We start from the raw sequence: 26,067 nt of genomic DNA on the forward strand, positions 1-26,067 counted from the left end.
TTATTTTATACTTTTTGAAAAGTTCCAGGTCATGGTCAACAGCCAGTAACGTTTAATCACCAGGCGGTTCGATTCAGATACATTGCTGCCGTATACATATCGACGGTATCCATTATTGTTATTAAGGAGATCGTTTACCGAGAATTTTACCAGCGCCTGGTCGTTCTTCAGAAATTTCTTTTGTATAAAGGCATTCCATTGAATGTTATTAATCCTGGAATTAAAAGAAGCGTTCTTAGGCTGAAAATTGAAGCTGCAATCGCTGGTTACTTCCATGTGCCACGGTAAGTATATGGTTGCATCTACCTCGTGGTTATGGGAAATGCTTTGCGTGTTGGCGCGGCCGGGAATATCAGACCAGCCAAATATATTACTTATGGTGCCTTTATAACTGGTATTCATTACATTCTTCCAGTCATGCGTGAGCGAAAACGTAGCATTTAAATTAGCGCTTTCATTCTTTATTTTTTGATCATTCTGAATGGTATAATAACCATTTTTACTGGCGGAAAAATTTATCGCCGGTTTCAGGTTGTACTTTTTGTATTGCCAGCTATAATTAATATTACTGTATATATATGGAATACTATTGAGGTTGATATATTGGCTGGTGGTGCGGTTCTGTGCATCGGTAAATATTCTGGAGGCAACGCTGTTGGCGGTATAATTGAAATTAACATTTGCATTCAGGGACTTACCTTGTACCCAGTTTGCTTTATAAAAATACAGGTGACCGCTGTGCCTGAAACCCGGTTGCAGATCGGGGTTACCTATTTGCGAATGCAGCCTGTTGCTGCTTCTTCGCAAGGGTTGCAGTTGTTCAACCGTTGGCTGCACGGTTTCTCCTTTATACGAAAAGTTAAGTGTAAGCCCTTGTTTGGGCTTGAAGTTAAAGGTGGCCTGTGGTGCGAAATTGGTAAAGCGGCGGGTATGTTGGTCGTGCAGATCATTATTTGTTTGTGTAAACCCGGTAAAAAAAACATTACCACCCAGTGTGGCTGTTGCCTTTTTCATGATGTATACCAGCGAGCCGCCGGTTATATGGGTGGTGGCGTTAAAGGTATAATCATTGCTAAGCGTATCTACCCGCTCGGTAAATTTATCATTTACATTGTTCAACGTATTAAAAGTATTGCCCGAGACATTGTTTTTCCAGCCATATTCCACTGCCAACCGCCATGATTTACCCAGTTGTTCAGTGTAACTCATTTTAGCCGCATACGTTTCCTGCGAGTTAATGCTTTTTTGCACCTGGTTCAGCGTATCGGCGTTCCGGTAAACACCCGAGGTTGGGTCAAAATAATTATTGGCGGAATAGTTATAGGCATCCCCCGATTTGTTATTGTATTCCTGCTGAACCGCCAGAGACAGTGTTCTGCCTTCCTTTCTGAACTTACGCTGGTATTGAATATTGCTGCCGAACCTTTTATTGCTGAAATCGTTCTGGCTTGTATGTTCACTGTTGTTTACCTGGATACCTTTTTGATTCGTTGATCCGGAAAAGCTGGCTCGGCTTTCGCTGGTGTTACCAAAGTTGCCATTGGCCGATACTTTGATAACCGTGAACGTATCGAGTTTAAAAGTAAAACTGCTGCTGGCCTTTTGCATAAAGCTGTACGTCTTTTCCTGGCTTTCGCTTGCATTGGAAAAAGAAGTACCATCAGGCAAAACACTTAAATAGTTGTTGTTCTGCCAGCCGGTTGCATTGATCTGTTTAACCCGATAATTACCGACCAGTTTCTGTTTATCGTAATTCCATTTTTCTGAATAATGCGCCCCGCCCGATTGTACCGATGGCAAACCATTGCCACGATAATTCTCCCCTTCCCAATCGCTGTTCGAGCGAATCATGATGCCGCCGGTGCCATCGTCAATGATCTCATAGTCCTGCGTTACATATTTGCTCATTTCATTATAAGACAGATCCTGCTTACCGGTTTTTGATGACAACCCGAATACAGACATTTTCCGGGTGCCATCGAACAGGGCGCCCATGGCTTCGTGGTGGTAATAGTTTTGGCCATCGCTGCCGGCAGATAATTTGCCGAAATAGCCGTTCTTGCGGTTCTTCTTTAATTTCAGGTTAACGGTTTTGGTGCGGGTGCCATCATCGATGCCGGTAAACTTCGACTTTTCGCTTTTATCATCATACAACTGTACTTTGTCTACTGCATCCGCCTGCAGGTAACGCGCTGCCAATGCCGGATCGTCGGAAAAAAATTCATCACCGTCTACTAAAAGCTTTTCTACCACTTGCCCCTGCGCGATGATCTTTCCATTTTTTTCTACCTGAAAACCCGGCAGGCGTTTAAACAGCTCTTCTACATTGGCACCGGGCTTCACCGCAAAGCTATCAGCCGTGTATTCCAGTGTATCGCCACGCATTCGTATCGGCAAGCCTGCCCGTACTATAACTTCCTGTAACAGGTCGGCCTTGTTGACCATATGAATGGTTTGCAGGTCTATATGGGAAGTATCGGTAATGGTTATCTCCTGCAGATGATCGGCCATTTTCGGATAGGACACCATCAGGGTGTACCGGCCCGGTGGTATGCTGGTGAGCTCAAAATTACCGCCTCTATTGGTGCGCACCGATTGATACAACGTGGAATCTGCCAGGTTAATTAATGCAACGATGGAGTAATGGAGATTTATATGTTCTGCGGTATCTGCTATCTTGCCTTTGATGGTATTCCCCGGTTGCCCGGGCTTTTGAGCAAATACAGGCAGGCAAAAGAAAAAACATAGCACTGCAAGCAGCATCGTTTTGGTAGTCGGCCATACTGGGTGTGTCATGGGTTACTATTGGGCTGTTCCAAAAATATGGTTCTGCCTGATGTTTCACAACCCGTACGCCTACCGGTTATCAGAAATAGATTTTTCTTAACTTATCAGCAAATTATCCTATGCAAGGATAATAATTGTATACAAGACAAGAATGCTCAACGCCTAATGCATAACGCTTAACGCAAAATACCAAAAAAATCAGGATATCTGCAGATTAGCGTTTAGCATTCCGCGTTTGGCGTTTTAATCATCATTTCCTTTACTTTCAAAAAAACTGAACACAGCCTTATTAGAAGTGGGCGCTCCGTTTGATGTAGCATACATAGCGTACATGCAACCTACAAATCCACCCGCTGTTTGAGTGCTCAGAAAACTGGCATCTACTCCATCTTTCAGTAAACGCCATTGATTGCTGCTTTTTTCTGCATAGTAAAAAGCGTATTTATGTCCGTTGACCTGTATTTTCAATTGCAGCGGCAGCTGATTGCTTGTTTGTATTTTTTGCGATACCAGCAATTGCGGCTGGCCGCCTGTTGCACCAGGGCCTTTGTATAATTGCACAATAGGCTGGTTATTGTCGACCGACTGGCAAAGGAAGTAATAATGCAGTTCATTCTGAAAAACCAGCAAACCGGCCTTTTCCTGTTGACTGGCAGGGTTAAACGATAAAGTAGTGGTGGCAAACCCTCTTACATGCGATTGCCTGAAACCAATAAATGCCGGATTACTTTTATCAGCAACGGTAACCGGCTTAAGCTGCAACGTAAGCAAACCGGTTACGCTGTTAATATGATACCAGGGCTCGCGCACGGTACGCAGGAACTGATACCGGTTGTTTAGGGCCGTGCTTTTAAAATTATCCTTGAAATGAAAATCACTGCTATAGGGCAATGGATTTTGGGCAACAGCTCCCACAACGCTTACTTTACCTGGCACAGGTTCACTGCCGGAAAGGATCACCGGCCAGCCATCTTTCCACTCCACCGGCGCCATAAAGGTTTCGCGACCGGTGTTGTAATGCGCTGTGGCATATGGCCGGCAACCCAGGAATACGGCATACCAATTACCATCGGCAGCGGTCACCAGGTCGGCATGGCCGGTTGAGGTAACGGGCCGTTTTCTATTGGCGTCTAAATGCCGCTGGGTTAAAATGGGATTGCCTTTGTAAGATTCGTAAGGTCCTTCCACTTTCTTGCTTCTGAATACTACGGCGGAATGATCAAAGCCGGTGCCCCCTTCGGCGCATAACAGGTAATAGTATCCGCTGTATTTATAAATATGGGGTCCTTCTATCCAGATTGGTTTTTTGCTAATATCGGTACCACCATTGATCAGTAATTTTTCCTCCCCCTTTGTTTGCAGCGTGCTTAGGTCTATTTCGTGCATCCTGATGGTGCGGTGGCCTTCATATAAAGGCTTATTATCCGGCGCTACACTATTGTAAACGATGTACGCTTTTCCATTATCATCAAAAAATAGCGATGGGTCAATACCATTGACAGCCGGTAAGTAAACCGGATTACTCCATGCGCTTTTAGGGTTCTTTGTAGTTATGATGAAGTTGCCGCCTTTATCAACGTGGGTACAGGTGATGTAATACGTGCCCTTATAAAAGCGGATAGAAGGCGCATACAATCCGCGCGATACCCCTGCCCCATCGAGGTCCAGTTGTTCAGGCCGGTCCATGGCAAAACCCAATTGCTCCCAATTTACCAGGTCGGTGCTGTGAAATACCGGCAAACCAGGATAATAGGCAAAAGTGGAATTGACCATATAATAATCATTGCCCACGCGGCAAATGGATGGATCGGGATAGAAGCCGGCTAATACCGGGTTGCTGATCTTTGCTGTCTGTGCTATGGTGCATTGGCAGAAGATGACCAGGCAGGCGATCGTTTGATAAACTTGTTTTTTCATTTGGAGTGAGTCGTTGGATGCCAAAAATACAAAAGAAGTAGGAAGTAAGAGGTAAGAGGTAAGAAGTAGGAAATACGAGAAAAAAGATGGCAATGAGGCTATCCATTTTGCGGGTATTGGTCTCCTGTGCATCGTTCAGGAACAGTTCCCAGGCATGTGCCCTGTTTTTGAACCTTACAATTATTTTTAATACAAAATATCCGCTATGTGGTTTTTGTAAAAAAATTAAAATACCCGTGCCACGGTTCTAAACCGTGACACGGGTAAACATTCATTTTATGAAAATCAATTAGCGCAACCAGAGGATCTTGCCATACTTTGTAGGCTTGTATTGCTGTGTTGCTTCATCAAAATAATAAGTGCAGATAGAAAAGTGATCCCATTCACAAATGTAATCGTAGCCTTCAATCCCGGCAGGATAATAATTATCGCCGTACTTGTAATATTGAGGCACCGCGGTCTTTGGCGCTTTTGAAGAAGCGATAGCTGCAACAGCGGCGATGATAATTGCGGAGGCATGCAGGATAATAGTTTTTTTTCTCATAGAAAGATTATTAAGGTTTTATAATAATCTAAATGTACGGAAATAACCCATATGCACAATCGCATTTATAAATCTTTGTATTTAGCTTTTTTTAGCAACCTGAAGCAGGCGCCTTCTGCTTCCGGGTTATCGGCCAACAGCGGCTGCAGCCTGTTCCAGCGGGTAATTATTTTATTACTATCCCTGCTTAAACTAAACAACACTTCCCCCTGCTTAAAATCCTCCGAACCGTCGAGATACTTGTTATACATCACGTCTACTCTGGAAGAATCACCTGAAAGTGTAGTCAACAATTTGATATAGGTTGTTAACCCGGTTATTTCCAACGTTCCCCAGCAGGTATCATTTTGTTGCGTAACCGATAACTCCCATTGCATGATCTTGTTAATGCCTGTAGCCGTAGGTACCGGGTCTTCGTGAAAAGTATAATCCCCTACCCAATCAGAACAATGAATGAATGTATTGGTTTTTGAACAGGAGAACAGAATGAACAGAAACAATGGTACAGCTACAATTTTTTTCATAGAGTCAGTTTCTCTTTTGGTTACCGGATGCCAGTTCCTGAGTTATTAAGTTATTGGGTTATTGAGTTAATGAACTTAATAACTGGTCATCTGAGGTTATTGATAAAGGGGCAAAATTTTCCGATGGTTGGGTGGGGTAATTACAAATGCTGATTAATTATAATAGAAGCATTGTATGGTTATGCCGGCAATTTCATTATTTCTCCGTTACCCGCTCCTGATTTTTCGGCGTTGTGGAAAAATTAAGGGACCAATGGCCGGATACCTTCGATTTTCAGCAGCGCTGTTTTAGCCCTTAAATGTTTTATGTGCAACATATGACAATCCGTTGTACATCATAACGGAAACGTTTCCGTAAATAAACCGAAGTTTATATATGAAATTAACTTAAAATTACTGTCTTGCTTATACACCTATAACAAATCAAATTGCTATGCCTACAGCCAAACTAACGATTGCCGTATTGGTGATGTTTTGGTCTACTGTTGCCTTTGCACAAAACAAAACCTTCACCGGTAAGGTTACCAATCTGCAACGCGCCCCTATTGCAGGGGCCTCCGTTCAAATCAAGAATAGTGAAGTTACCACGGCCACTGCCAACGATGGCAGTTTTACCATTTCAGCACCCGGCGATAAAGTGGTGCTCGTATTTTCCTCCATTGGTTTTGAAAAGAAGGAAGTGTTGGCCACAGCCGGCGTTCCGGTCGACATTCAGTTGAGAGAAGAAGTACAGGTTTTTTCAGATGTGGTGGTGGTTGGGTATGGCACCCAGCGCAAAAACGAACTGACTGGCTCTGTTGCTTCTATCCGCAACGAAAAGCTGCGCGAAATGCCCGTCGTAAGTGTTGAGCAGGCTGTTTCGGGTCGACTGGCCGGCGTACAGGTACAACAAACTTCCGGTCAGCCGGGCGCAGGCATCAGCGTACGCGTGCGCGGGGTATCGTCCATTGCCGGCGGTAATGAACCGCTGTACGTTATTGACGGTTTGCCGCAGTTCAATGATGATGTACGCGGCGCGAATGGACTGGCTACCATCAATCCATCCGACATTGAATCTATTGAAGTATTAAAAGATGCCTCTGCAACGGCCATTTACGGTTCACGCGGCGCTAATGGCGTGGTAATGGTCACTACGCGTACTGGCCGGGCCGGGCAAGCGCGTATTATTTTTGAAAGCTCTGCCGGCATGCAACAGGTGCGCAAAAAGCTGGAGCTGATGAATGCCGACGAGTATGTTGATTTTGCCAAACGCTATTACACCAATTCCGGACAGGCTTTACCGGCCGACCTTGCTGCCTGGACGCCCGGCGTTAGTACCGACTGGCAGGATGAAGTGTTTCGCACTGCATTACTTACCAATAACAACTTAAGTATCTCCGGAGGCAACGATAAAACCCGCTATTACATTTCTACCGGTTTTACCAGTCAGCAGGGTATCGTTCGCAACAGCGGTTACAAACGCGGTTCGCTTCGGCTGAATATCGATAGCAGGTTGAATGATCGCTTTTCCATTCAATCGCGCATGACCGTTTCCCGCGCCAAACAAAATGGCTTCTCCCCTTCTGTTGGTGATAATACGCGCAACTTTGGTAAATCAGGTATCGGTTCCGTGATGCGTGCCGTGAGTACCGTTCCGGTAAGAAATGCCGGTGGAACGTATTCAGATGTTACGCCCTTTACCTTTAATGGTATCGATGCCGAGAACCCGGTAGCCATGGCCGATGAAGTACTTGATCAGAATACCACTACGCGTATTCAGGGAGGTGTTGATTTTAAAACCATCATCATAAAAGGGTTGACCAATACAACCCGGTTGTCTGCCGATTTCTATCATATCCGTCGCGACCTGTATTTCCCACGCATCTTACCGCGCCTGGGAAACAATATCGGGTCGGCGGAACTGGGCAATTATGATAAAACCTCTTTGCTGGCTGAAGATTTTCTCGAATATAAATACAATTTCTCTCAGCTATCATACATCGAAGCCATTGGCGGGGTTTCTTTTCAGAAGGAAAGGCTTAACACGATCGACCTCGCAGCATCCGGCTTCGGCACCGATCAGTTGAAGAACTATAATTTCAACTCAGCCAACTCAGTAAGCAAACCCAATACTAACGTAGTAGAAAATACGATCCTGAGCGCCTTTGGCCGCGTACGGTTGAATTTGAAAGATAAATACATGTTCGCCGCCAGTATTCGTCGCGATGGCGCTTCTGTATTTGCCGAGAATAACAAATACGGGGTGTTCCCTTCTTTGTCTGCCGCCTGGCGTATTTCGGAGGAACCCTTTTTGCAGAAAGTTATCTGGGTATCGAGCCTGAAACTGCGGGCCAGTTGGGGACAAGCGGGTAACCCGGCCATCAGACCCTATCAATCATTATTGTTGGGACAAACCGTGAATACCGGTCAGGGCGCCGGCACCGGTTTGGCGGTGGGATTAGCGCCTACCTTTCCCAATCCTAATTTGAAATGGGAAACCACTACGCAAACCGATGTCGGTTTTGACGCCGGTTTCATGAATGAGAAATATCGCATCACGTTCGACTATTACGTTAAAAAAACCACCGATCTGCTGGCGCTGGTGCAATTACCACCAAGTGCCGGTGTAGGCGCGGGTATTGGCTCAGGCCCTGGCCAGATCATTGACAACGTAGGCGAAGTGGAGAACAAAGGTTGGGAATTAACATTGGGAGCGAATATTCTGAACACCAGCGACTGGACCATCGCAGTTGATGTAAACCTGTCGCAGAACAAGAACAAGATACTCAAAACAAAAGACGGCAAAGATATTCCCACCATTGCCGGCGGGAACGATGCCTCCGGTTCTAACAGTATTATTCGCGTGGGCCAGCCCCTCTCTGCCTTCTATGGACCTAAATTCATTGGCATGGATAAGGACGGCGTGGCTTTGTATGAAAACCTGAACGGTGATAAAGATGCCACCGGCCGCGACCTCATCAATGCCCTGGACAACCAGATCATCGGCAGCCCCTACCCCGATCTGTATTATGGCATCAACCCAACGATCCGGTATAAACGATTCACATTATCATCTGTATGGGCCGGCGTAAGCGGTTCAAAGATCAACAATGCCGCATTGTTCGATATGACCGTACCTTCTCCGGTGGGCCAGTACAACAAGTTAAGAGCTGTGAATGATTTTTATCCCACGCCCAGCCTTACGGTGAGTAACTACCATTTCCGTAGTGACCGGTATATGGAAAACGGTTCGTTCTTCAGGTTGCGCAACATCAGGCTGGATTACAACATTGACCTGAAAAGCAAAACGATCAGGAACCTGAATGTGTATGTGAGCGCGCAGAACCTGCTTACTATTACCGATTACTCAGGGTACGATCCCGAAGTGAACACCTTTAATGGAAATGATCGCAGGCAGGGTGTAGATCTGGGTGCGTATCCCGCAGCTAAAACTTACAATGTTGGTTTAGGTATAACTTTTTAGACAAAGGTCAAGTTCATTAGTTATTGAGTTCGTAAGTTCTTGAGTTTGTAAGTAGTCGCGAGTTAAAAACTGAATAACTCAATAACTGAATACTGGCTTTAAAAAAATAAATGCTTGAAATATGAAACTTAAGATATTTTATATACTGCTAGCTGTCACTATAATGACAAGTTGCAAAAAACTGCTGGAAGAAGAACCCAAGGCGACTGCTACCCTGGGCGACCTGGACGCTACCACACTCGATCAAACCGTTATTGGAGTGTATGAACCCATGACCCGCAGCCGCGGACGTTTGTGGGAATCAACTGTTGGGTTGGGATTGGAATTGATGAGCGAGTACGCCGATGGCGGATCGAGCCAGTTGAACTGGAGCAATTACAATAACCTGATGAACCTGCCCAACAACTTTGCGCAGTCGTGGACAACCTTGTATGAAGCCATTGGCCGTGCCAATAACCTCATCGCAAACCTGAATAGAAACACTACGCTCAGCGATGCAGTGAAAAAGAAAGCGTATGGCGAAGCGTATTTCGTTCGTGGCTATTGCTATTATTTTGCCGTGCGTGTATGGGGGAAAGTGCCTTTGCGATTGCAACCCATTGTAAATGCCAATGATGTGGCGCTGGCCTTATCGCCGGTGAACGTCATTTACGACTCCGTTATCAAGGACATGCAATTTGCCGAAACCGCGTTGCCGAATACGACATCTGCACCCGGCAGGGCCACTGCCGGCGCTGCCAAAACGGCCCTGGCTGATATTTACTTAACATTGGGTCAATTTCAGAATGCCCGCGACAAGGCTAAAGAGGTAATGGATAATAAAGCTACATATGGGTACGACCTGGAGCCTTCGCTGGCAACCGTATACTCGCCCACGTTAGCCACTAATAAAGAAGATGTGTTCTCCCTGAAGTTCTCGCAGGTGGTTGACAAAGGCGCGTTCATGGCTTCCTATTGGGCCGATTCAAAAGCCAAAGCAGCCGGATACTCTGTAAGCGGCAATAAATTCGGCGGTATTATTTCGCTGGCCCCATTGATCAGGGACTGGGATGCGAATGACCTGCGAAAAAAATTCAGCACGTACAGCACCTATTTGATCAATGGTGTGGTAACGGCGGCTGAAGTAGAAAAAGATATTTACGAATTGCGGATGGGTAAATACAAAGATCCCGATGCGCCGATCGATACCGGAAATGGCAACGACTTTTATTTATATCGTTTTGCCGATGTGCTGTTGATCTTTGCAGAAGCGGAGAATAAAGTAAACGGACCAACTGCAGCAGCGTATAATGCCATCAACCAGGTACGCCGCCGGGCTTATGGCGTTCCAACCAATACACCCAATGCCACAGCCGACCTGACCGCAGGATTAAGCCAGACTGCTTTTGACGATATGGTATTCCGTGAAAGAGGTTATGAATTTATTGGCGAAGACAAACGCTGGTTCGATATGGTGCGCACCAACCGGGTGGCGCAAATGATCAACGGTGTAAATTCAGTAATAAAATTCCCAAATCGTAAACCAGTGCCAACTAAACTGGTATTTGGCTTACCTGATGTGGAATTGCAGAATAATCCTTTGGCCAAATAAGTAAGATCTTATTGAAAATGTAACCTGTGTGATTATAAGATTGTGAAATAGCGAGTAGTAAGTAGCGAGTAGCGAGTAGGAAATGTAAATAATAATTTTGAGCTATGAATATACAGCCCTACTAGCCACTTACTACTTGCTACTAGCTTTATAGCGGAACTTCCATTACCAGAATGATCGCATCATTCGAAAGCGCCTCCATTTCTATTTCGTCCGCTTCCCACAAGGCAAGGCCATCACGGGCATGAAGCAAACGGTATTGTACTTCAAAGGCGCCTTCAATAACAAATACAAAAACACCGTTATCGGGGTTGCTCAGTTTATAAATAGCTTCTTCGCGCCCTGCAAATTTTCCAATCGAATAGTTGAATTGTGTATCAGTGGCTGGTATGGGAACCAGTTGATTCTTATTATTAATGATATCGAAAGGAATTGCCTGCGGAATATTACCAGGTTCACCCGAAGATCTGTAAAACCAGATCTGCAAAAAATTGACCAGTTCAGACTCGTAGGGATTTGATATTTGTATAACAGAATCCTTTGGCGTTGCATACACCTGGCATTCACCGGCCTCGATAACTGTTGAATTACCGTGGTTATCAGAATATGCAATAGCACCAACTAACGGAACCAACAACACTTCAGAATCAGCTTCTACGGTCATTGAGATCTTTTGACCACCGGCCAGGGTATCATCATTCAGAACGTATAAAGGGCCAAAAGGGGTTTTATGTTCATTGCGGAATTGCCCAAAATTGAACATGTTGTAACTCCTGAACCACTCTATTTCGTTGTGGCCGCGTTCATCAGCCAGGAATATCTTTCCCTTATTCTGTTGTATCATATAGCTCCGGTTTTTAATGAATAAATGCTCACAAAAGGGTTGCGGCTGTTTTTTTTACCACTAGGCAGATACGTTAATCGTATGCGTGAGTGTATATCCGCCCGACAAACTTCCGCTAACTACTGCAGTTTCAAGTGCTGCCGTATCATCACTAAATACATTATCCGATGCGTTATATGTATAGCCCGACATTCCTTTTGTATAACCATAGGAAGAACCTGTGGTATTTACCAATGTAACGGCGCTGCTGCTGCCTTCAGGGAAAGCTATTTGCGTAACCAGCAAAGAAGTGCCTGATGAATTATATACGTGCACATGAATGTGTGTGGCGCGGCTTGTATACCAACCGGGGAAAATAGAGGTAAAAGTTACCAATCCGTTTGAATCAGTGACCTGCCTTCCTCTCAAAAAGTGATTGCTAGTATAGTCTACCGTTTGCATGCTGGTTCCGCCATATTCGCTATAATACCCATCTTTATCACAATGCCAGATGTCGACCAGGGCGCCTGACAATGCTGCGCAACTGCTATTCTTATTCTTTATATAAATTTTGATGGTGAACGCTACGCCGGTTCTGTCGCCAACAATATTCGATCTTACTAAAGAACCGGGCGTTTTGGTTGGGAAAGGCCCTTCGGTTTCTGTAGGTGATACAGTACAGGTAGTTGAACTGTTACCGCCGGTAGTGGTTGTACCGGAAGTATCGGTAGTATCAGAACCTGAGGTGTCTTTTTTGCAGGCATTGGCCAAAGGCGCAATCGCGGCAAGCCCTAAGGCAGCTAATCCGTTTTTCAAAAAAAGTTTTCTTTCCATAATAATTGATTTAGTTGATGCAGCCCTTCGGCAGGCAGGGCTCGTTTATGAATGTCTGACCGAATTTCTCTGTAAAGTTTAAACGATAATCCCGCCAGAATGGCTGTTCCTCGGTGAAAATGGAAATTGTGTCGATGAATTAGGGTAGCCGGTCGTATCTTCGCCCCGCCATGTCGCTGTTTATTGCATCGCTGAATTCAGGAAGTAATGGGAACTGCTATTATGTGGGGAATAACCACGAAGCCATCCTGGTGGATGCAGGTATTTCGTGCCGGGAAACGGAACGACGCATGAGCCGGCTGGGTTTGTCGATGCAAACGGTAAAAGCCATTTTTGTCTCACACGAACACAGCGACCACATCAACGGCATACCGGTATTGGCAAAAAAGTATCAGTTGCCTGTATATATAACCGATTCCACGCTGTATCACGGTCGTTTAACCATACAGAAGGAGCAGGTATTTGGGTTCAAACCATATGAACCCGTGCGCATTGGCAACCTGGCCATTCAGGCCTTTCCCAAAAAACACGATGCCGCCGAACCGCATAGTTTTATCGTGAACGGCAACAATGTGAACATCGGCATCTTCACCGATATCGGATCGCCTTGCGATCATGTTCTCCTGCATTTCAAGCAATGCCATGCTGCTTTTCTGGAAGCCAATTATGATGAAGAGATGTTGGAAAAAGGCAGCTACCCACGGCATTTAAAGAACCGCATTCGCGGTGGTCACGGACATCTTTCCAACAAACAGGCGCTGGAAGTATTTACCAAACACAAGCCGGCGCATATGAGCCACCTGTTTCTTTCTCACCTGTCAAAAGACAATAACTCGCCGCAACTGGTGCAGCAAATGTTCAATGAGCATGCAGGCCATACGCAGATCATTGTAGCTTCCCGTTTCGAAGAAACCGCCGTTTACCAGGTACATGCCACCGAAAATACAGCACCGGTTACGCTCCCGAAAAAAGAAGATCCTTTCTTACGAACAAATCCAGTGTACACACAATTGCGTCTATGGTAAGAAGCTGGAATAAGGAAATGAAAAATGAAGAGCAGAGAAATGAGAAAGGAAGAATATTGAATGTAAAGCTTAGTTAAAGGAGCATGTATCCTCCTGGCGTGGCGGATCATGCTCCTTTTTGGAAATCGTTATTTTTTCTTCTTTAATTGCTTAACCTCTTGTTGAAGCGCTTCTAATTTTTTGTTTTGTTCAATCACGTATAAAGTCAGCTCTTCAATCTTTTTTAATAAGGTAGCCTGGTTGTCACCAAGATTGAGTCCATCTGTTTCTACTTCTTTTGCAGAAGGCACATCGGGTAAATGGTGATGTTGTTGAATATACTTTTCAACATCAGATAAAGAACGCAACTGGTAACCGGCATCAAAAACGTAATCGGCCCAGCCTGCTTGGGTCACTTTTACTTTTTTGGAATAGATCTCACCGTTAACAGCCAGTTTAGCTTGCGGATTAGTGGTGCCGATCCCTACATTACCATCATCTCTGATTGTGAACATATTTTCAGCGCTGCTATTTTGAATTTTTACTGAATAAGTTGAAGACGTAGCGCCCGAACCTTTAACATTTAACATAGCGCCCAGACTGGTGTTGCTTGCAGATGAAGCGATGGTAAACCCATACCCGGCATTGGCATGCGCATGTAAGCCGCCACCGGCAACCAATCCAAACCCAACACCATTGGAAGCCCAGATCATACTACTATAACCGTTGATCTGGTTAGTGTATTTAATGCCGCCGTCTCCTGCCGAAGCGGGAAGAATATGCAATGTGGCAGCGGGACTTACAGTTCCAATGCCAATACTACCATCATCCCTGATGGTGAACAGGTCTGCCGCGTTGCTGTTTTGAACCCTTACTGTATAAGATGAAGCCGTAGCACCTGAACCCTTAACGTTTAACATTCCGCCAAGGCTTGTATTGTTTGATGACGTACCAATGGTGAACCCATAGCCGGCATTGGCATGCGCATGTAAACCGCCACCCGAAACCAGTCCAAACCCAACACCATTGGAAGCCCAGATCATACTACTATAACCGTTGATCTGGTTAGTATATTTAATGCCGCCGTCTCCTGCCGAAGCGGGAAGAATATGCAATGTGGCAGCCGGAGAAGTTGTTCCAATACCTACATTACCGCTGGTGGGGAAGGTATTGGTTTGCGCAAAGATGTGAACGAAAGAGAATCCCAACAAAGGAATAATGCATAAAAAACGCTTTCTCATATTTGTGTTTTGGTATTTAAGGGTTACACACGAATGTATGATTACCCGGGTATATTAAATATACTCATTCGTCTTTTTTGATAAGTGTGTAGTTTTAGCCAATAGACGTGTAGAAAATGGAGAAAATCGTGCAGGTGAATTCCTTGAAAAATTGTCGTTTTTGTCGGTGGTGAAAAAAAGCGCCTCCTTCATAAGCCGGTGGCATTGTCATAATTCGCAGAAATATTCTTTGTGGATGTACTTTTTGACGTAAAAAAGGGAAGATTTCTTTTTACCTGGTAAAATTTAATGTTCGCAGGGTGAATACCAAAAAATCAGCTGGCATGTCAGCAATGCTGAATTTTCACCCCAAAAGAGCATAATTTCTAAAGAAGGATCAGTTTTTATCGCAATAATGAGCTAATAAGGCGGAAAATAAACATAACTAATTTTTACTTATATAATATCCTGAATGTTATATTGTTAATGAAATTATAAAACTATAATAGCTGTCCAGGCGTTATAAGTGTAAAGACTAACAATCCTTAGTTTTGCGCGAGCAATCCGATGAAAAAGTTTTTGGTGACCATATTAGCCCTCGTTTATCTGACAAGTACCTTTGGTGCTACGTTGCGGCTGGATTGTTGCCCGGAAAAACTGGTTAGCATTGGTCTGGGTATCTCAACCCGGGATAACCAATGGGGAGAGGACAATAAAGGCAATTGCAAAGACGATCACAAGCAAACGAAACTGGGACATGAACAGAAGCGAAGCGATGCCAAGATCAGGGTTGCGAAAATTGTTCCGGCATCCATAAGCACTGATTTTCCTGAATATTCATTTCAGGCCGTATCTACATTAACAGAAGCGTACCCTGTTAATAATGCGCCTCCACAACAGGCGAATATTGCACTATTTATTCTTCATTGCGTTCACCGGCTGTAATCGTCTCTCCTACCCCCATGATTTCTTTTGGGGTCTGATTTGCCAATACTTTACAATTATTACTGAACACTATTCATTAAAGGGATAGCCATAGACCTATTCCTACGGCTTTAACTTATAGCACATAAACATTTAAAATATAAGATCATGAGAACGATTTTTATGGCATTATCATTTGTGGTATCCGGAATGGCGTTAAATGCCCAGAGCGGTGTATATCTTACTCAGACAGATTTTGAGAACAACAGACTTACTTATGCCACAAATGCAGTATCAGACGAAACTAAAATACGGTTCAATGAATTTATTGAAAAGCCATTTATAATTGTAAAGCACAATGGAGAAAAGATCCACCTTTTCAAGGATGAGATCTATGCCTATAAGAATAAGAACAACATTGTACGCACCTGGAACTTTACGCCTTACTATTTTTTAGAGAAAGGACATGTATGGATCTATTATAAAGATGTGTACACATCCCAACCCAAGGGAACACAACGGGTACGGAAGTATTTTTATTCAACACACGGCAAGGGTGAAATATTACCATTGACTGTACATAACCTGAAGAGATCATTTCCGAACAATAACCTGTTCCATCTTCATCTGGATGCGCAGTTCCGCAGCGATGCAGAACTGGCCCATTACGACAATTTCGCCAATATGCGCAAGGTGAATTATCTGTTAGAGAAAACCACCACTGCGCTAACAAAGAAATAGATGAAAAACCGAGGATAGATTGTGTGCATTTTATTAGTGCAACGAAAAAAGCCCGCAGCGAGAGTTGTGGGCTTTTTTAATTTTGCTCAACATAAAACAATGGTCCCGATTCAGGCAAGCAATGATTCATTGCAGGCTACTTCTGTGCATTTCAACTCAGCAATGATCCGGCACACGTTTAGCAACCGATTTTATAAGAAATACCCAACAAAAACAGCCAAAGAGCGTAGCTCCCTGGCCGTTTTAACTTATAGAAGAACCAACTAATTAACTTTTAGCCCTATCAACAGATCAATGCTTGTTCATTTTGGAAAATTCGGGTCTGCTTTCACCTCTATGATCTGCTGCGTATGCCTGTTACTGTGGGCGGCAATGAACAAGATCATCTGATAACTGTCTACCATGCCAAAAGGCAAGGCAGTTACATGGTTGCGCAGGTCTGCTTCGGTAGATTTTACGTAGTCAATCAACTTGTCCCGGTTCTTTTTAAATGATTCCAGCGCTTCGTCGGTATCCTTAAAGGGTATGTTTTCCGGCATCAGTTTTTCCATGGTCTTTATTTTCATACTGCGGTCTTCGACCTTTTGCACCAACTGTTCATCAGTTACTTTGATCTCACTGCGCTTATCCGGATTGGCCGTGGCCTTTATAGCGCTTTCCGTCATTTGCCAAAGCGCTTCTTCACTCTTGGCAATATGCTTCACGCATTCTTCAATGCTCCATCGATCCGGCGCCGGCTTAAATTTTAGCTGGGCTTCCGTTAATCCTTTTACCTGATCTTTTACTCCCTTCTCCGTTTCCTTTAATAATTTGGCCGCATAGCTTCTTTCTTTTTTTGAAATAGGATCAACAGCCAGGAAGGAAAGCATCAATACTGCTGATGCCATCAGAAAAACTTTTTTCATATGCAATGCTTTAATGGTGAACAAAACAGGGTACTGTTTCTATAGAGCGGGACACCGTGAAGAAGCTGCTAAATTAAGAATATTTTTAATAAGTAAACAGATGATTAAAACCCATCAAAACAATCCCTGCCTCACTTATCCAATATTAACTAATACATATCGGCAATTAGCTTGTTAGCACAAACGAAACGGTTCTTATTGTCAATGAAAATAAAATGTAGTAGTATTTACACATTTTCAATTGTGTGCATTTTTACATTAACTAAATATTTATATTTGTCTAGCCAGCCATATGAACTACAAGGTATTTGATGATGCGATACTCTTAAAGTTGCTTAAAGCAGGTGATGGATCTGCTTTGGAAGAAATTTATGTCCGCTATAGTGAAATGGTCTTTCTCGCCGCACTTAAAAAAATAAAATCAAAAGCCATCGCTGAAGAACTCGTGCAAAACCTTTTCATAAGTCTATGGGTTAAGCGCGAAACCGCCCAGATCCAACATCTACAATCTTACCTGCAATCTGCCATTCGCTACCAGGTTATCGATTACATCCGTTCTCAGATCATCCGTGACCGGTATTATCAGTCGGCCAAAGAGCAAATGAATGTGCAGGAGAATTTATCTGAATCCAGGCTGCTGATGCACGAACTTTCTATCGCCATCGATAATACCATCAAAAAGCTGCCGCAGAAAACGCAGGAAATATTTCGCCTGAGCCGGTATGAAAAGCGTTCTACCAAAGAGATAGCCCAGCATATGAACCTCTCTGAAAAAGCAGTGGAATACCATGTAACGCAATCGCTTAAGTTTATGCGCCTGCACCTGAAAGACTTCATCATCGTAGAATTATTCCTGTTGAACCTTTGATGCTATGAATTACAATAAATCGTTATCCCAGAGCTGGTTATTAATAGTACTAACCGCCTGTTTAGCAAGCTGTGCTTCCAACAAAACCCAACCGGATGCTATTTCCAACATTCATTATCCCGAACCTATGCCGGATTCCCTACCAATTATTTTCTTACCGGGCATTGTATCAAAAGATACTTTGGACTTCAATTCGGCCTTTTCTAATGATGGCAGCACCTTTTACTTTGCCCGTTCCCGTAACCGAAAGTATGTGATCCTTGAAACTTCTTACAAGGATCACAAATGGCAGGAAGCTGCCATCAGCCCTTTGTTCGATACCCTGTACTCCAATGCCGATCCGTTTATTGCTGCCGACAGCGCACTTTATTTTATCTCGAACCGGCCAAAAGACAAAAACGACACTACCGACGATTATGATATTTACCGCATGGTAAAACAGGGTAACACCTATGCCGGACCAGAATATCTCACCGGCGTCAATAGCGACAGTACCGAATATTACGTCTCTGTTTCCCGCTCAGGAAATATTTATTTTTCCTCTTACAGAGATGGTAACCTGGATCTTTATATGAGTAAAAGAACAAAGAATGGTTATGATCAACCCATTAACCTGGGTGTTACCATTAATTCAGCATATGATGAACATGATCCGCTGATAGCGCCGGATGAATCGTTCCTGGTTTTTACTTCCAGCCGGCCCGGTGGTTTGGGCCAGGCCGATCTGTATATTACGCATAAAACGAACGGTCAATGGGGCAACCCTACCAATATGGGCAGTATTATCAATACAAAAACCTATGAATACTGTCCGAACCTCTCTCCCGATGGTAAATATTTCTTTTATAGCAGTGAATTTCAGGTGAAATGGGTTGGCAGCGAAGTGTTGAGGAAGAAGGGCTAGTAGCTAGTAGTAAATAGCCAGTAGGCCAGAGCATTACAGCACAAAGGAAACATTAGTTACAAATACTTTTATTATTTAAAATCTGCCCCAGAAGAATCCCTACTCGCTACTAGCTAATCACTACTCGCTTTTTTTATCTTCTATTTAGGGTCTCCTTATTTTCAACCGACTTATAAATAACCCTGCCTTTTGTGCAGGGTCAAACACAACTACATGAATCGAAAGGCTTTTTATCATTTGCTGAAACGGTATGTAGAGAACGATTGCTCTGAGGAAGAAAGAAAACTGGTTGAACAATGGTATGAATTATTGGGCGATGATGAAGGTGTTGACCCTACCCTTCCGCCACAGGAAATTAAAGAAACCCTCGAACGTCTTTGGCCCAAAATTCAACACCAGACAGTGCTTGCCGAAACCGGGCCGGCTGTTTCCCGGCCGGCAAAGATCATCCCGGTATGGGTACGCTGGCTAAGCGCCGCTGTAATTGCCGGCGGCATCATCTCGGCAACCTGGTGGCTGGTGGCTAATAAAGATGAAACAGTATCGCACCAGGTAATTGCGGGGCTGAACCAGGTGAAGAATGAAACGCTGTTCAACGATACCGTGCATTTGCCCGACGGCTCACAAGTGATCCTGGAACCGAAGGCTATTGTGCGTTTCAGCGATCATTTTTCAGGCCCTAAACGGGAAGTATACCTGGAAGGTAACGCCTTTTTTAAAGTGACGCGGAACCCGAAATCGCCTTTCTATGTATACAGCAACAACATCGTTACACAGGTATTGGGCACCAGCTTTTTTGTAAAGACCAACTCGCTTACAAAAAATGTGGAAGTAGCCGTACAAACCGGTAAAGTGGCGGTATACGAATACGGAAAAGAAACGGTGCAGGAAAGACGTAATGACGAATCAAGCGGCGTGATCCTGAAACCCAATCAGAAAGTAATTTATAGCGGGGCTGACCATCACTTCAGAACAACATTGGTGGAAATTCCATTGCCGGTGGTAGTAAATAAAAATGCAGAAGAAAAAGTTACGGAATTGAATTTTGTTTTTGACGAAGCGCCTATGACCCGGGTATTAAATTACCTGGAACAGGCCTACCATATTGAAATGGTGATGGAAAATGAAAGCCTCGCGAAGTGCCTTTTTTCCGGTGATATAAAAGGCCAGGATCTGTACGACCAACTTGAAATTATTTGCGAATCGATACAGGCAACCTATGAGATCCGCGGCACGCGCATTCTCATCAAAGGTTCCGGCTGTGAATAACGCTGGCAATAATGATCTTCGATTTTGAGGATCGACATTAAATTCAGGTTCAAGTTTTGCTATATATAATCAAGCATTTTAAAAACATCCAAAACGATTGTCGCATGAGAGAAAACCGATTCATCACTTAGCCCCGCATCCGGGCATACACTTCACATACCATATTGAATAATGTTCAATGATGTAATTATACTTCCGGTAAATACCGGGAACAGGTAACTATTGCCCATTAACTATTGACATTGACTACAACAATCTATTTATGAAAAAGAAACGATTGGTTGCAATGACCGCTATTGCCATCCGGATAGGATTTGTACAGGCGTTGCTCGTCCTTTTTTTTAACACCTACGCTTATTATAATGCCGCGGAAGCGCAAGGCATCCTCGACAAAGTAGTATCGGTATCTGTTGATAAAGGACAATTAAAAGATGTATTCATCCTGCTAAAAAATCAAACAGGCGCCCGTTTTGTGTATAGTTCAAAAACTATTGAAGCCGGCCGCAAAGTATCTATCAGGGCCAGCCAGAAAAAACTGGGCGAGGTACTGGAAGAATTGCTCTCACCTTTTGGCATCACGTTTAAGTTAGTAAAGGATCGCATTATATTATATAGGTTGTCATCCACCGCTACCCTGGCTGATCCGCCCGGCATCAATGAATTTACCGTAAAAGTAGAAACCGCCAACCTGCAGGAAGTAAAGGGACAGGTAACGGATGATAAAGGTGTTCCGCTGCCGGGTGTAAGCATTATCGTAAAGGGCACAACAACCGGTACCAATACCGATGGTAATGGAAATTTTACCATCAATGTACCGGAGGATAAGACCATTCTCGTTATTTCGTCAGTTGGCTTTACAACCCAGGAAGTAAACATTGCCGGCAAAACCTCTGTAACCGTTGCTTTGGTTCCCGGCAATACGGGTCAACTGGGTGAAATTGTTGTGGTGGGTTATGGTACGCAAAAGAAAGTGACCGTTACCGGTGCGGTTGCCCAGGTGAAAGGAACTGAACTGGCCAAATCGCCTTCGGTGAACTTATCAAACGCATTGGCGGGACGACTGCCTGGCGTTACGGCCATTCAATCGAGCGGCGAACCGGGTTACGATGGTTCTACCATTCGTGTTCGCGGTTCCAATACGCCTAATAACTCCGGCGCTTTAATCGTAATTGATGGTGTGCCCGATAGAGCTGGCGGATTAGAACGCTTAAATCCGGCAGATATCGAAAGCATGTCGATCCTGAAAGATGCAGCCGCTGCCATTTATGGTTCGCGCGCTGCTAATGGCGTTATTCTCATTACCACCAAACGTGGTAAAACAGGCAAGCCGCAATTGTTGTATGATTTCAACCAGGGCTGGTCGCAACCAACGCGCATTCCTAAAATGTCTAACGCGGTGGAATATGCCACCATCATCAATGAACTAACGCTGTTCAACCTGCCTGCTGACCAATGGGCTGCTGCGTCAACTGCCTTTAAACAAAATGGAACGTATACCCGCACCGATAATGGCCTGAAAGTAGATGCGCCTTACTCTCCTGCCGACATCACCAAATTCAATGATGGTTCCGATCCCTGGGGGCATCCTAATACAGATTGGTTCAAGACTACCTTGAAGAACTGGTCGCCCCAGTCGAGCCATAATGTGCAATTATCGGGAGGAACCGACAATGTAAAATACCTCGCCTCCCTGGGTTATGAGAACCAGGATGGTTATTATAAAAATTCGGCAACCGGTTACAAGCAATACGATATGCGCCTGAACCTCGATGCCAAAGTGAATAAATACGTGAATACCCAGTTGGGGTTAACTGCCCGCGAAGAGTTCCGCTTCTTCCCAACTGTAGGCGCGCAACCCATTTTTCGAATGCTCATGCGCGGTAAGCCTACCGAGCAGGAAGTATGGCCCAACGGTTTACCAGGGCCGGATATCGAGAACGGACAGAACCCCATCGTGATCACCACCAATGAAACCGGTTATGATAAAGACCGGCGCGATTATTTTCAAACCAATGGCAGAATAGACCTGCAGGTGCCGTTTGTAGAAGGTTTGAAGATCTCCGGTTTTGCAGCGCTCGATAAATACTTCCGCCGCACCAAACGCTGGGAAACGCCCTGGTACCTGTACTTCTGGGATAAGGTAAGCTATGAAGCCGATGGCGTTACGCCCAAGCTGACCAGATCAGTTCGTTCTACGTTTACTGATCCGCGGTTGACCGAATCGCAGGAAGACCAGTTGAACATCAACCTGAGCGGTTTCATCAATTACGACAGAACATTCGGTGCGCACACGGTGAACCTGATGGCAGCCGTAACGCGCGAAACCATCGAAAACCAGAACTTCAATGCCTTCCGCCGCAATTATATTTCCCCGGCTATCGACCAATTGTTCGCCGGTGGCGATCCGCAGAAAGATAACAATGGTGGCGCCTATAACCGGGCGCGCTTAAGTTATTTCGGTCGCGCGAATTACAACTACCAGGAAAAATACATGGCGGAATTCCTGTGGCGGTATGATGGTTCTTATATATTCCCTGAAAATTCCCGCTTTGGTTTCTTCCCCGGTATCTTACTCGGCTGGCGCTTATCGGAAGAGAAATTCTTTCAGAAGGTTTCCTTCATCAACAACCTGAAGCTACGCGCTTCGTGGGGACAAATGGGTAACGACAACATCCTTTTCGGTGGCGTGTTGCAGGAATACCGGTATTTATCAACCTATGGCTTTAACACTTATGTAGTGGGTAACAACGTAGTGAAAACGTTGACCGAAACCGGCGTGCCCAACCCTGGTTACACCTGGGAAGTGGCCAACAACTCCAACATCGGCCTGGAAGGTTCCGCGCTGCACAGCAAGCTCACATTCGAAATAGATGTGTTCAATAATATTCGCACCAAAATTCTCATGCAGAACTCTGCGGTGGTGCCCGCTTCGGCCGGTATTACGTTGCCGCCTGAAAATTTGGGAAAGGTCAGGAACAAAGGATTTGAATTCAACATAGGGTATCATGATCATATTGGCGATTTTCAGTACAGCGTAAGCGTGAATGGTGGTTATGCCAAAAATGAAATCATCAATCTACCCGAAACGCCGGGATTGAAACCACATCAATTATCAAAGGGTCATACGTTTGGTACCGACGGCCCCGCCTTCCTGGTATATGAATATGATGGAGTGTTTGTTGACCAGGATGATATCAATAAAAATACGATCGACTACAGTGCTGCTACCGGCAAACTATTACCAGGCGATATGAAGATCAGGGACGCAGACGGTAATGGAAAAATCGATGCAGACGACCGGGTACGGCTCGATAAAAACCGCGACCCCCTGTTTACCGGCGGCGCCAACATCAACCTGCAATACAAGAATTTCGATTGCACCATCCTTTTCCAGGGTGCTACCGGTGGATTGTTGTTCATTGGTACTGAATCGGGCACCATTGGCAACTACCTGAAATATTCATACGATAATCGCTGGACCGTGGAAAATCCAAGCAGTGTTGATCCGCGCCTGGTTAACCGGGGCAATACCTATTATGCCGGCGGCGCTTTTGGCTTCAATACGTATTGGTTGCGCAAGAGCAATTACCTGCGGTTGAAGAACGTTGAAATTGGCTACAACCTGCCCAGCCAGCTCGGACAAAAAGCAGGTATCAGCAATCTTCGATTATATGTAAATGGTATAAACCTGATCACGTTCGATAAAATGAAGATCTGGGACCCTGAATCAACCAGTGGCAGCGGCCAGTATTATCCGCAATCAAGAATTATAAATGTAGGCGCCAGAGTATCATTCTAACAAAACAAAAATATTAATAGATGAAAAAGATCCTGTTTTGTGTGCTCATTGTATCGATCGCGGGAGCTTGCAAACGCGATTTCCTTAATACAAAACCGCTGGATAAAGTATCATCGGCAGATGCCTGGAAAGACGGTGCGCTGGCAGAAGCTTTTATCACCGGTATTTATGCAGGTCTCGGACAAGGTGGCTTTGATGAACAAATGCTCGCCTCTTTGTCTGACGAAGCGGTATTTACCCATCCCAGCCGGGGTATCAATATCATTAACGAGGGAACGCTGAACCCTTCTAACCTTGGTTGGGTGAATGTGAATTACCGCTGGGGTAAAGATGGCAGCAACAACGATATGTATGCCAAGATCAGGCAAACGAACCTGGCCCTGGAAAATTTACGCATTGCTACGTTCAATGATAAGCCGCTCAATGACCGCCTGCAAGGTGAATCGCATTTTATGCGCGCCTTCTTTTATCATCAGTTGGTAAGATATTATGGCGGGGTGCCAATCATCGACAGATCGTATGGCCTTGGTGAAGATTACAGCGTAAGCCGTAATACCTGGGAAGAATGCGTAAACTTCATTGTAAAGGAATGCGATAGCGCCATTCTGCTGCTGAAAGGCAAAACCATGGCGCCAGGAAGGGCCAGCGACCTGGGGGCAATGGCCTTGAAATCGCGTATGCTGTTATACGCCGCCAGTGACCTGCACGATATGCCAACCGCCAAATCAACATCAACGCTCATCAATGGCTTTTCAAAACCGGAGCTGCTGGGTTATGTAAGCGGTGATCGTACAGCCAGGTGGACAGCCGCCAAAAACGCCGCGAAAGCAGTGATGGATGCAGCCTCCACATTGGGATATAAACTGAACCTAACCGCACCGGTAACAGCCGCAGAAGGCAAAAAGAATTACATTTCCTTAGCCATGGGCGGTGGCAGCAAAAGCGGTGATGTAGATAAAGTGGCAGAAAGCGAGATCCTGTTTGGCCGTTACTGGACAGCCGCCAAAGATGAATATGCCGGTATGTATGTGGGCCTAACCAATGGTCCCAACGGCTATCACAACTGGGCCGGCAATACCCCGGTACAACAGTTGGTAGATGATTATGAAATGATGGATGGTACTTCATTCGACTGGAGCAATACCACGCATAAAGCGCAACCATATATAAATCGTGATCCGCGTTTCTATGCGAGCATCCTGTATGATGGCGCCGACTGGAAACCGCGGGATAAGATCTCAGGTAATGTTGACCCGGCCAACCAGATACAAACCGGTAAATACGACCAGGGTGGCGGCACCTTTTTACCAGGGCTCGATACCCGACAAAGTTCTATTGAGAACTGGAATGGCAGCTGGACCGGCTATTACATGCGGAAGTTTATTGATCCTGATCCCAACATAGTTGATAATACAACCCGGCAAACCATTCCCTGGCCTTTCTTCAGGTATACCGAGGTAGTGATGAATTATATAGAAGCGTGTATTGAATTGGGAGAGTTTACCGAAGCGCGCAATTGGTTGAACAAAATACGTTTCCGGGCAGGTATGCCGGCGGTAACTGAAACCGGCGCTGCATTGAAAGACCGGTACCGGAAAGAGCGGCGAATTGAACTGGCCTATGAAGATCAACGCTATCACGATTGCCGCCGTTGGATGATAGCGCCCACTACCCTGGGCAGAAAACTGAAGTATATAGATGTGGTGGGAACATTGAAACCAGGCGCTACGCCGCCATCGCCGTACAAACGTGATGAAACCAGGTACAATTACACCTATACACCATTAGAAGTGAATTCGCAGGAGAACCGGAAATGGGACGATAAAATGTATTTCAGGCCCATTACGCTCGATGAAATGAATACAAATTCGAAGTTGGTACAGAATCCGGGATATAATTAGGAAATTATATCCAACGTGTAAGATACGCATGGGCTTATTAAAATATATT

General features: G+C 44.8%; 18 protein-coding genes. 10 read left to right on the forward strand and 8 right to left on the reverse strand.

Annotated features, from left to right (window positions below; all coding sequences use genetic code 11):
- From FAM09_RS11680 to FAM09_RS11695, 4 genes are all read right to left on the reverse strand, one after another.
- Nucleotides 1–2,796 carry an outer membrane beta-barrel protein gene (locus tag FAM09_RS11680; protein ID WP_136577300.1) on the reverse strand — a complete coding sequence of 932 codons (2,796 nt, stop codon included), beginning with the start codon at nucleotides 2,794–2,796 and terminating at the stop codon, nucleotides 1–3.
- Nucleotides 2,797–3,030: 234 nt separating this feature from the next.
- Nucleotides 3,031–4,704, reverse strand: coding sequence for a glycoside hydrolase family 43 protein (locus tag FAM09_RS11685; RefSeq protein ID WP_136577301.1), 1,674 nt, complete (start codon nucleotides 4,702–4,704; stop codon nucleotides 3,031–3,033).
- 289 nt (nucleotides 4,705–4,993) lie between these two features.
- Nucleotides 4,994–5,248: a hypothetical protein gene (locus tag FAM09_RS11690; protein ID WP_136577302.1), complete on the reverse strand. Its 255-nt coding sequence runs from the start codon at nucleotides 5,246–5,248 to the stop codon at nucleotides 4,994–4,996.
- A gap of 65 nt (nucleotides 5,249–5,313) precedes the next feature.
- Nucleotides 5,314–5,772, reverse strand: coding sequence for a DUF5991 domain-containing protein (locus tag FAM09_RS11695; protein WP_136577303.1), 459 nt, complete (start codon nucleotides 5,770–5,772; stop codon nucleotides 5,314–5,316).
- 433 nt (nucleotides 5,773–6,205) lie between these two features.
- Between FAM09_RS11695 and FAM09_RS11700 the strand changes: the two genes are divergently transcribed.
- Nucleotides 6,206–9,235 (forward strand): SusC/RagA family TonB-linked outer membrane protein, encoded by a 3,030-nt coding sequence (locus FAM09_RS11700; RefSeq protein WP_136577304.1) that lies wholly within the window; start codon nucleotides 6,206–6,208, stop codon nucleotides 9,233–9,235.
- Nucleotides 9,236–9,356: 121 nt separating this feature from the next.
- Nucleotides 9,357–10,826 (forward strand): RagB/SusD family nutrient uptake outer membrane protein, encoded by a 1,470-nt coding sequence (locus FAM09_RS11705; protein WP_136577305.1) that lies wholly within the window; start codon nucleotides 9,357–9,359, stop codon nucleotides 10,824–10,826.
- A 148-nt stretch (nucleotides 10,827–10,974) separates the two neighbouring features.
- Here FAM09_RS11705 and FAM09_RS11710 read toward each other — a convergent pair whose 3' ends face one another.
- Both FAM09_RS11710 and FAM09_RS11715 read right to left on the reverse strand, forming a co-directional pair.
- Nucleotides 10,975–11,670 (reverse strand): pirin family protein, encoded by a 696-nt coding sequence (locus tag FAM09_RS11710; RefSeq protein ID WP_136577306.1) that lies wholly within the window; start codon nucleotides 11,668–11,670, stop codon nucleotides 10,975–10,977.
- 60 nt (nucleotides 11,671–11,730) lie between these two features.
- On the reverse strand, nucleotides 11,731–12,483 hold the full coding sequence (locus tag FAM09_RS11715) for a dioxygenase family protein (protein WP_136577307.1): 753 nt from the start codon (nucleotides 12,481–12,483) through the stop codon (nucleotides 11,731–11,733).
- A 170-nt stretch (nucleotides 12,484–12,653) separates the two neighbouring features.
- Here FAM09_RS11715 and FAM09_RS11720 point away from each other — a divergent pair, with 170 nt between their 5' ends.
- Nucleotides 12,654–13,508 carry an MBL fold metallo-hydrolase gene (locus FAM09_RS11720; protein ID WP_136577308.1) on the forward strand — a complete coding sequence of 285 codons (855 nt, stop codon included), beginning with the start codon at nucleotides 12,654–12,656 and terminating at the stop codon, nucleotides 13,506–13,508.
- A 128-nt stretch (nucleotides 13,509–13,636) separates the two neighbouring features.
- Here the strand turns inward: FAM09_RS11720 and FAM09_RS11725 are convergent, their stop codons facing one another.
- Nucleotides 13,637–14,728 carry a hypothetical protein gene (locus tag FAM09_RS11725; protein ID WP_136577309.1) on the reverse strand — a complete coding sequence of 364 codons (1,092 nt, stop codon included), beginning with the start codon at nucleotides 14,726–14,728 and terminating at the stop codon, nucleotides 13,637–13,639.
- Nucleotides 14,729–15,274: 546 nt separating this feature from the next.
- Here FAM09_RS11725 and FAM09_RS11730 point away from each other — a divergent pair.
- Together FAM09_RS11730 and FAM09_RS11735 are read left to right on the forward strand one after the other, a co-directional pair.
- Entirely contained in the window at nucleotides 15,275–15,652 is a 378-nt protein-coding gene (locus tag FAM09_RS11730) for a hypothetical protein (RefSeq protein WP_136577310.1), read from the forward strand.
- 147 nt (nucleotides 15,653–15,799) lie between these two features.
- Entirely contained in the window at nucleotides 15,800–16,372 is a 573-nt protein-coding gene (locus FAM09_RS11735) for a hypothetical protein (RefSeq protein WP_136577311.1), read from the forward strand.
- A 302-nt stretch (nucleotides 16,373–16,674) separates the two neighbouring features.
- On the opposite strand, the gene FAM09_RS11740 is transcribed toward FAM09_RS11735, so the two are convergent.
- Complete coding sequence (locus tag FAM09_RS11740; protein WP_136577312.1) at nucleotides 16,675–17,277, reverse strand: DinB family protein; 603 nt, start codon at nucleotides 17,275–17,277, stop codon at nucleotides 16,675–16,677.
- 292 nt (nucleotides 17,278–17,569) lie between these two features.
- Between FAM09_RS11740 and FAM09_RS11745 the strand changes: the two genes are divergently transcribed.
- From FAM09_RS11745 to FAM09_RS11765, 5 genes are all read left to right on the forward strand, one after another.
- Complete coding sequence (locus FAM09_RS11745; protein WP_136577313.1) at nucleotides 17,570–18,145, forward strand: RNA polymerase sigma factor; 576 nt, start codon at nucleotides 17,570–17,572, stop codon at nucleotides 18,143–18,145.
- Nucleotides 18,146–18,149: 4 nt separating this feature from the next.
- Nucleotides 18,150–19,049 carry a TolB family protein gene (locus tag FAM09_RS11750; RefSeq protein ID WP_136577314.1) on the forward strand — a complete coding sequence of 300 codons (900 nt, stop codon included), beginning with the start codon at nucleotides 18,150–18,152 and terminating at the stop codon, nucleotides 19,047–19,049.
- A gap of 213 nt (nucleotides 19,050–19,262) precedes the next feature.
- On the forward strand, nucleotides 19,263–20,318 hold the full coding sequence (locus FAM09_RS11755; RefSeq protein ID WP_136577315.1) for a FecR family protein: 1,056 nt from the start codon (nucleotides 19,263–19,265) through the stop codon (nucleotides 20,316–20,318).
- Between the two features lie 262 nt (nucleotides 20,319–20,580).
- On the forward strand, nucleotides 20,581–24,117 hold the full coding sequence (locus FAM09_RS11760) for a TonB-dependent receptor (RefSeq protein WP_136577316.1): 3,537 nt from the start codon (nucleotides 20,581–20,583) through the stop codon (nucleotides 24,115–24,117).
- A gap of 20 nt (nucleotides 24,118–24,137) precedes the next feature.
- Nucleotides 24,138–26,018 (forward strand): RagB/SusD family nutrient uptake outer membrane protein, encoded by a 1,881-nt coding sequence (locus FAM09_RS11765; RefSeq protein ID WP_136577317.1) that lies wholly within the window; start codon nucleotides 24,138–24,140, stop codon nucleotides 26,016–26,018.
- Nucleotides 26,019–26,067: the final 49 nt, after the last annotated feature.

The sequence above is a fragment of the Niastella caeni genome (assembly GCF_004834005.1).
Classification (GTDB): Bacteria; Bacteroidota; Bacteroidia; order Chitinophagales; family Chitinophagaceae; genus Niastella; species Niastella caeni.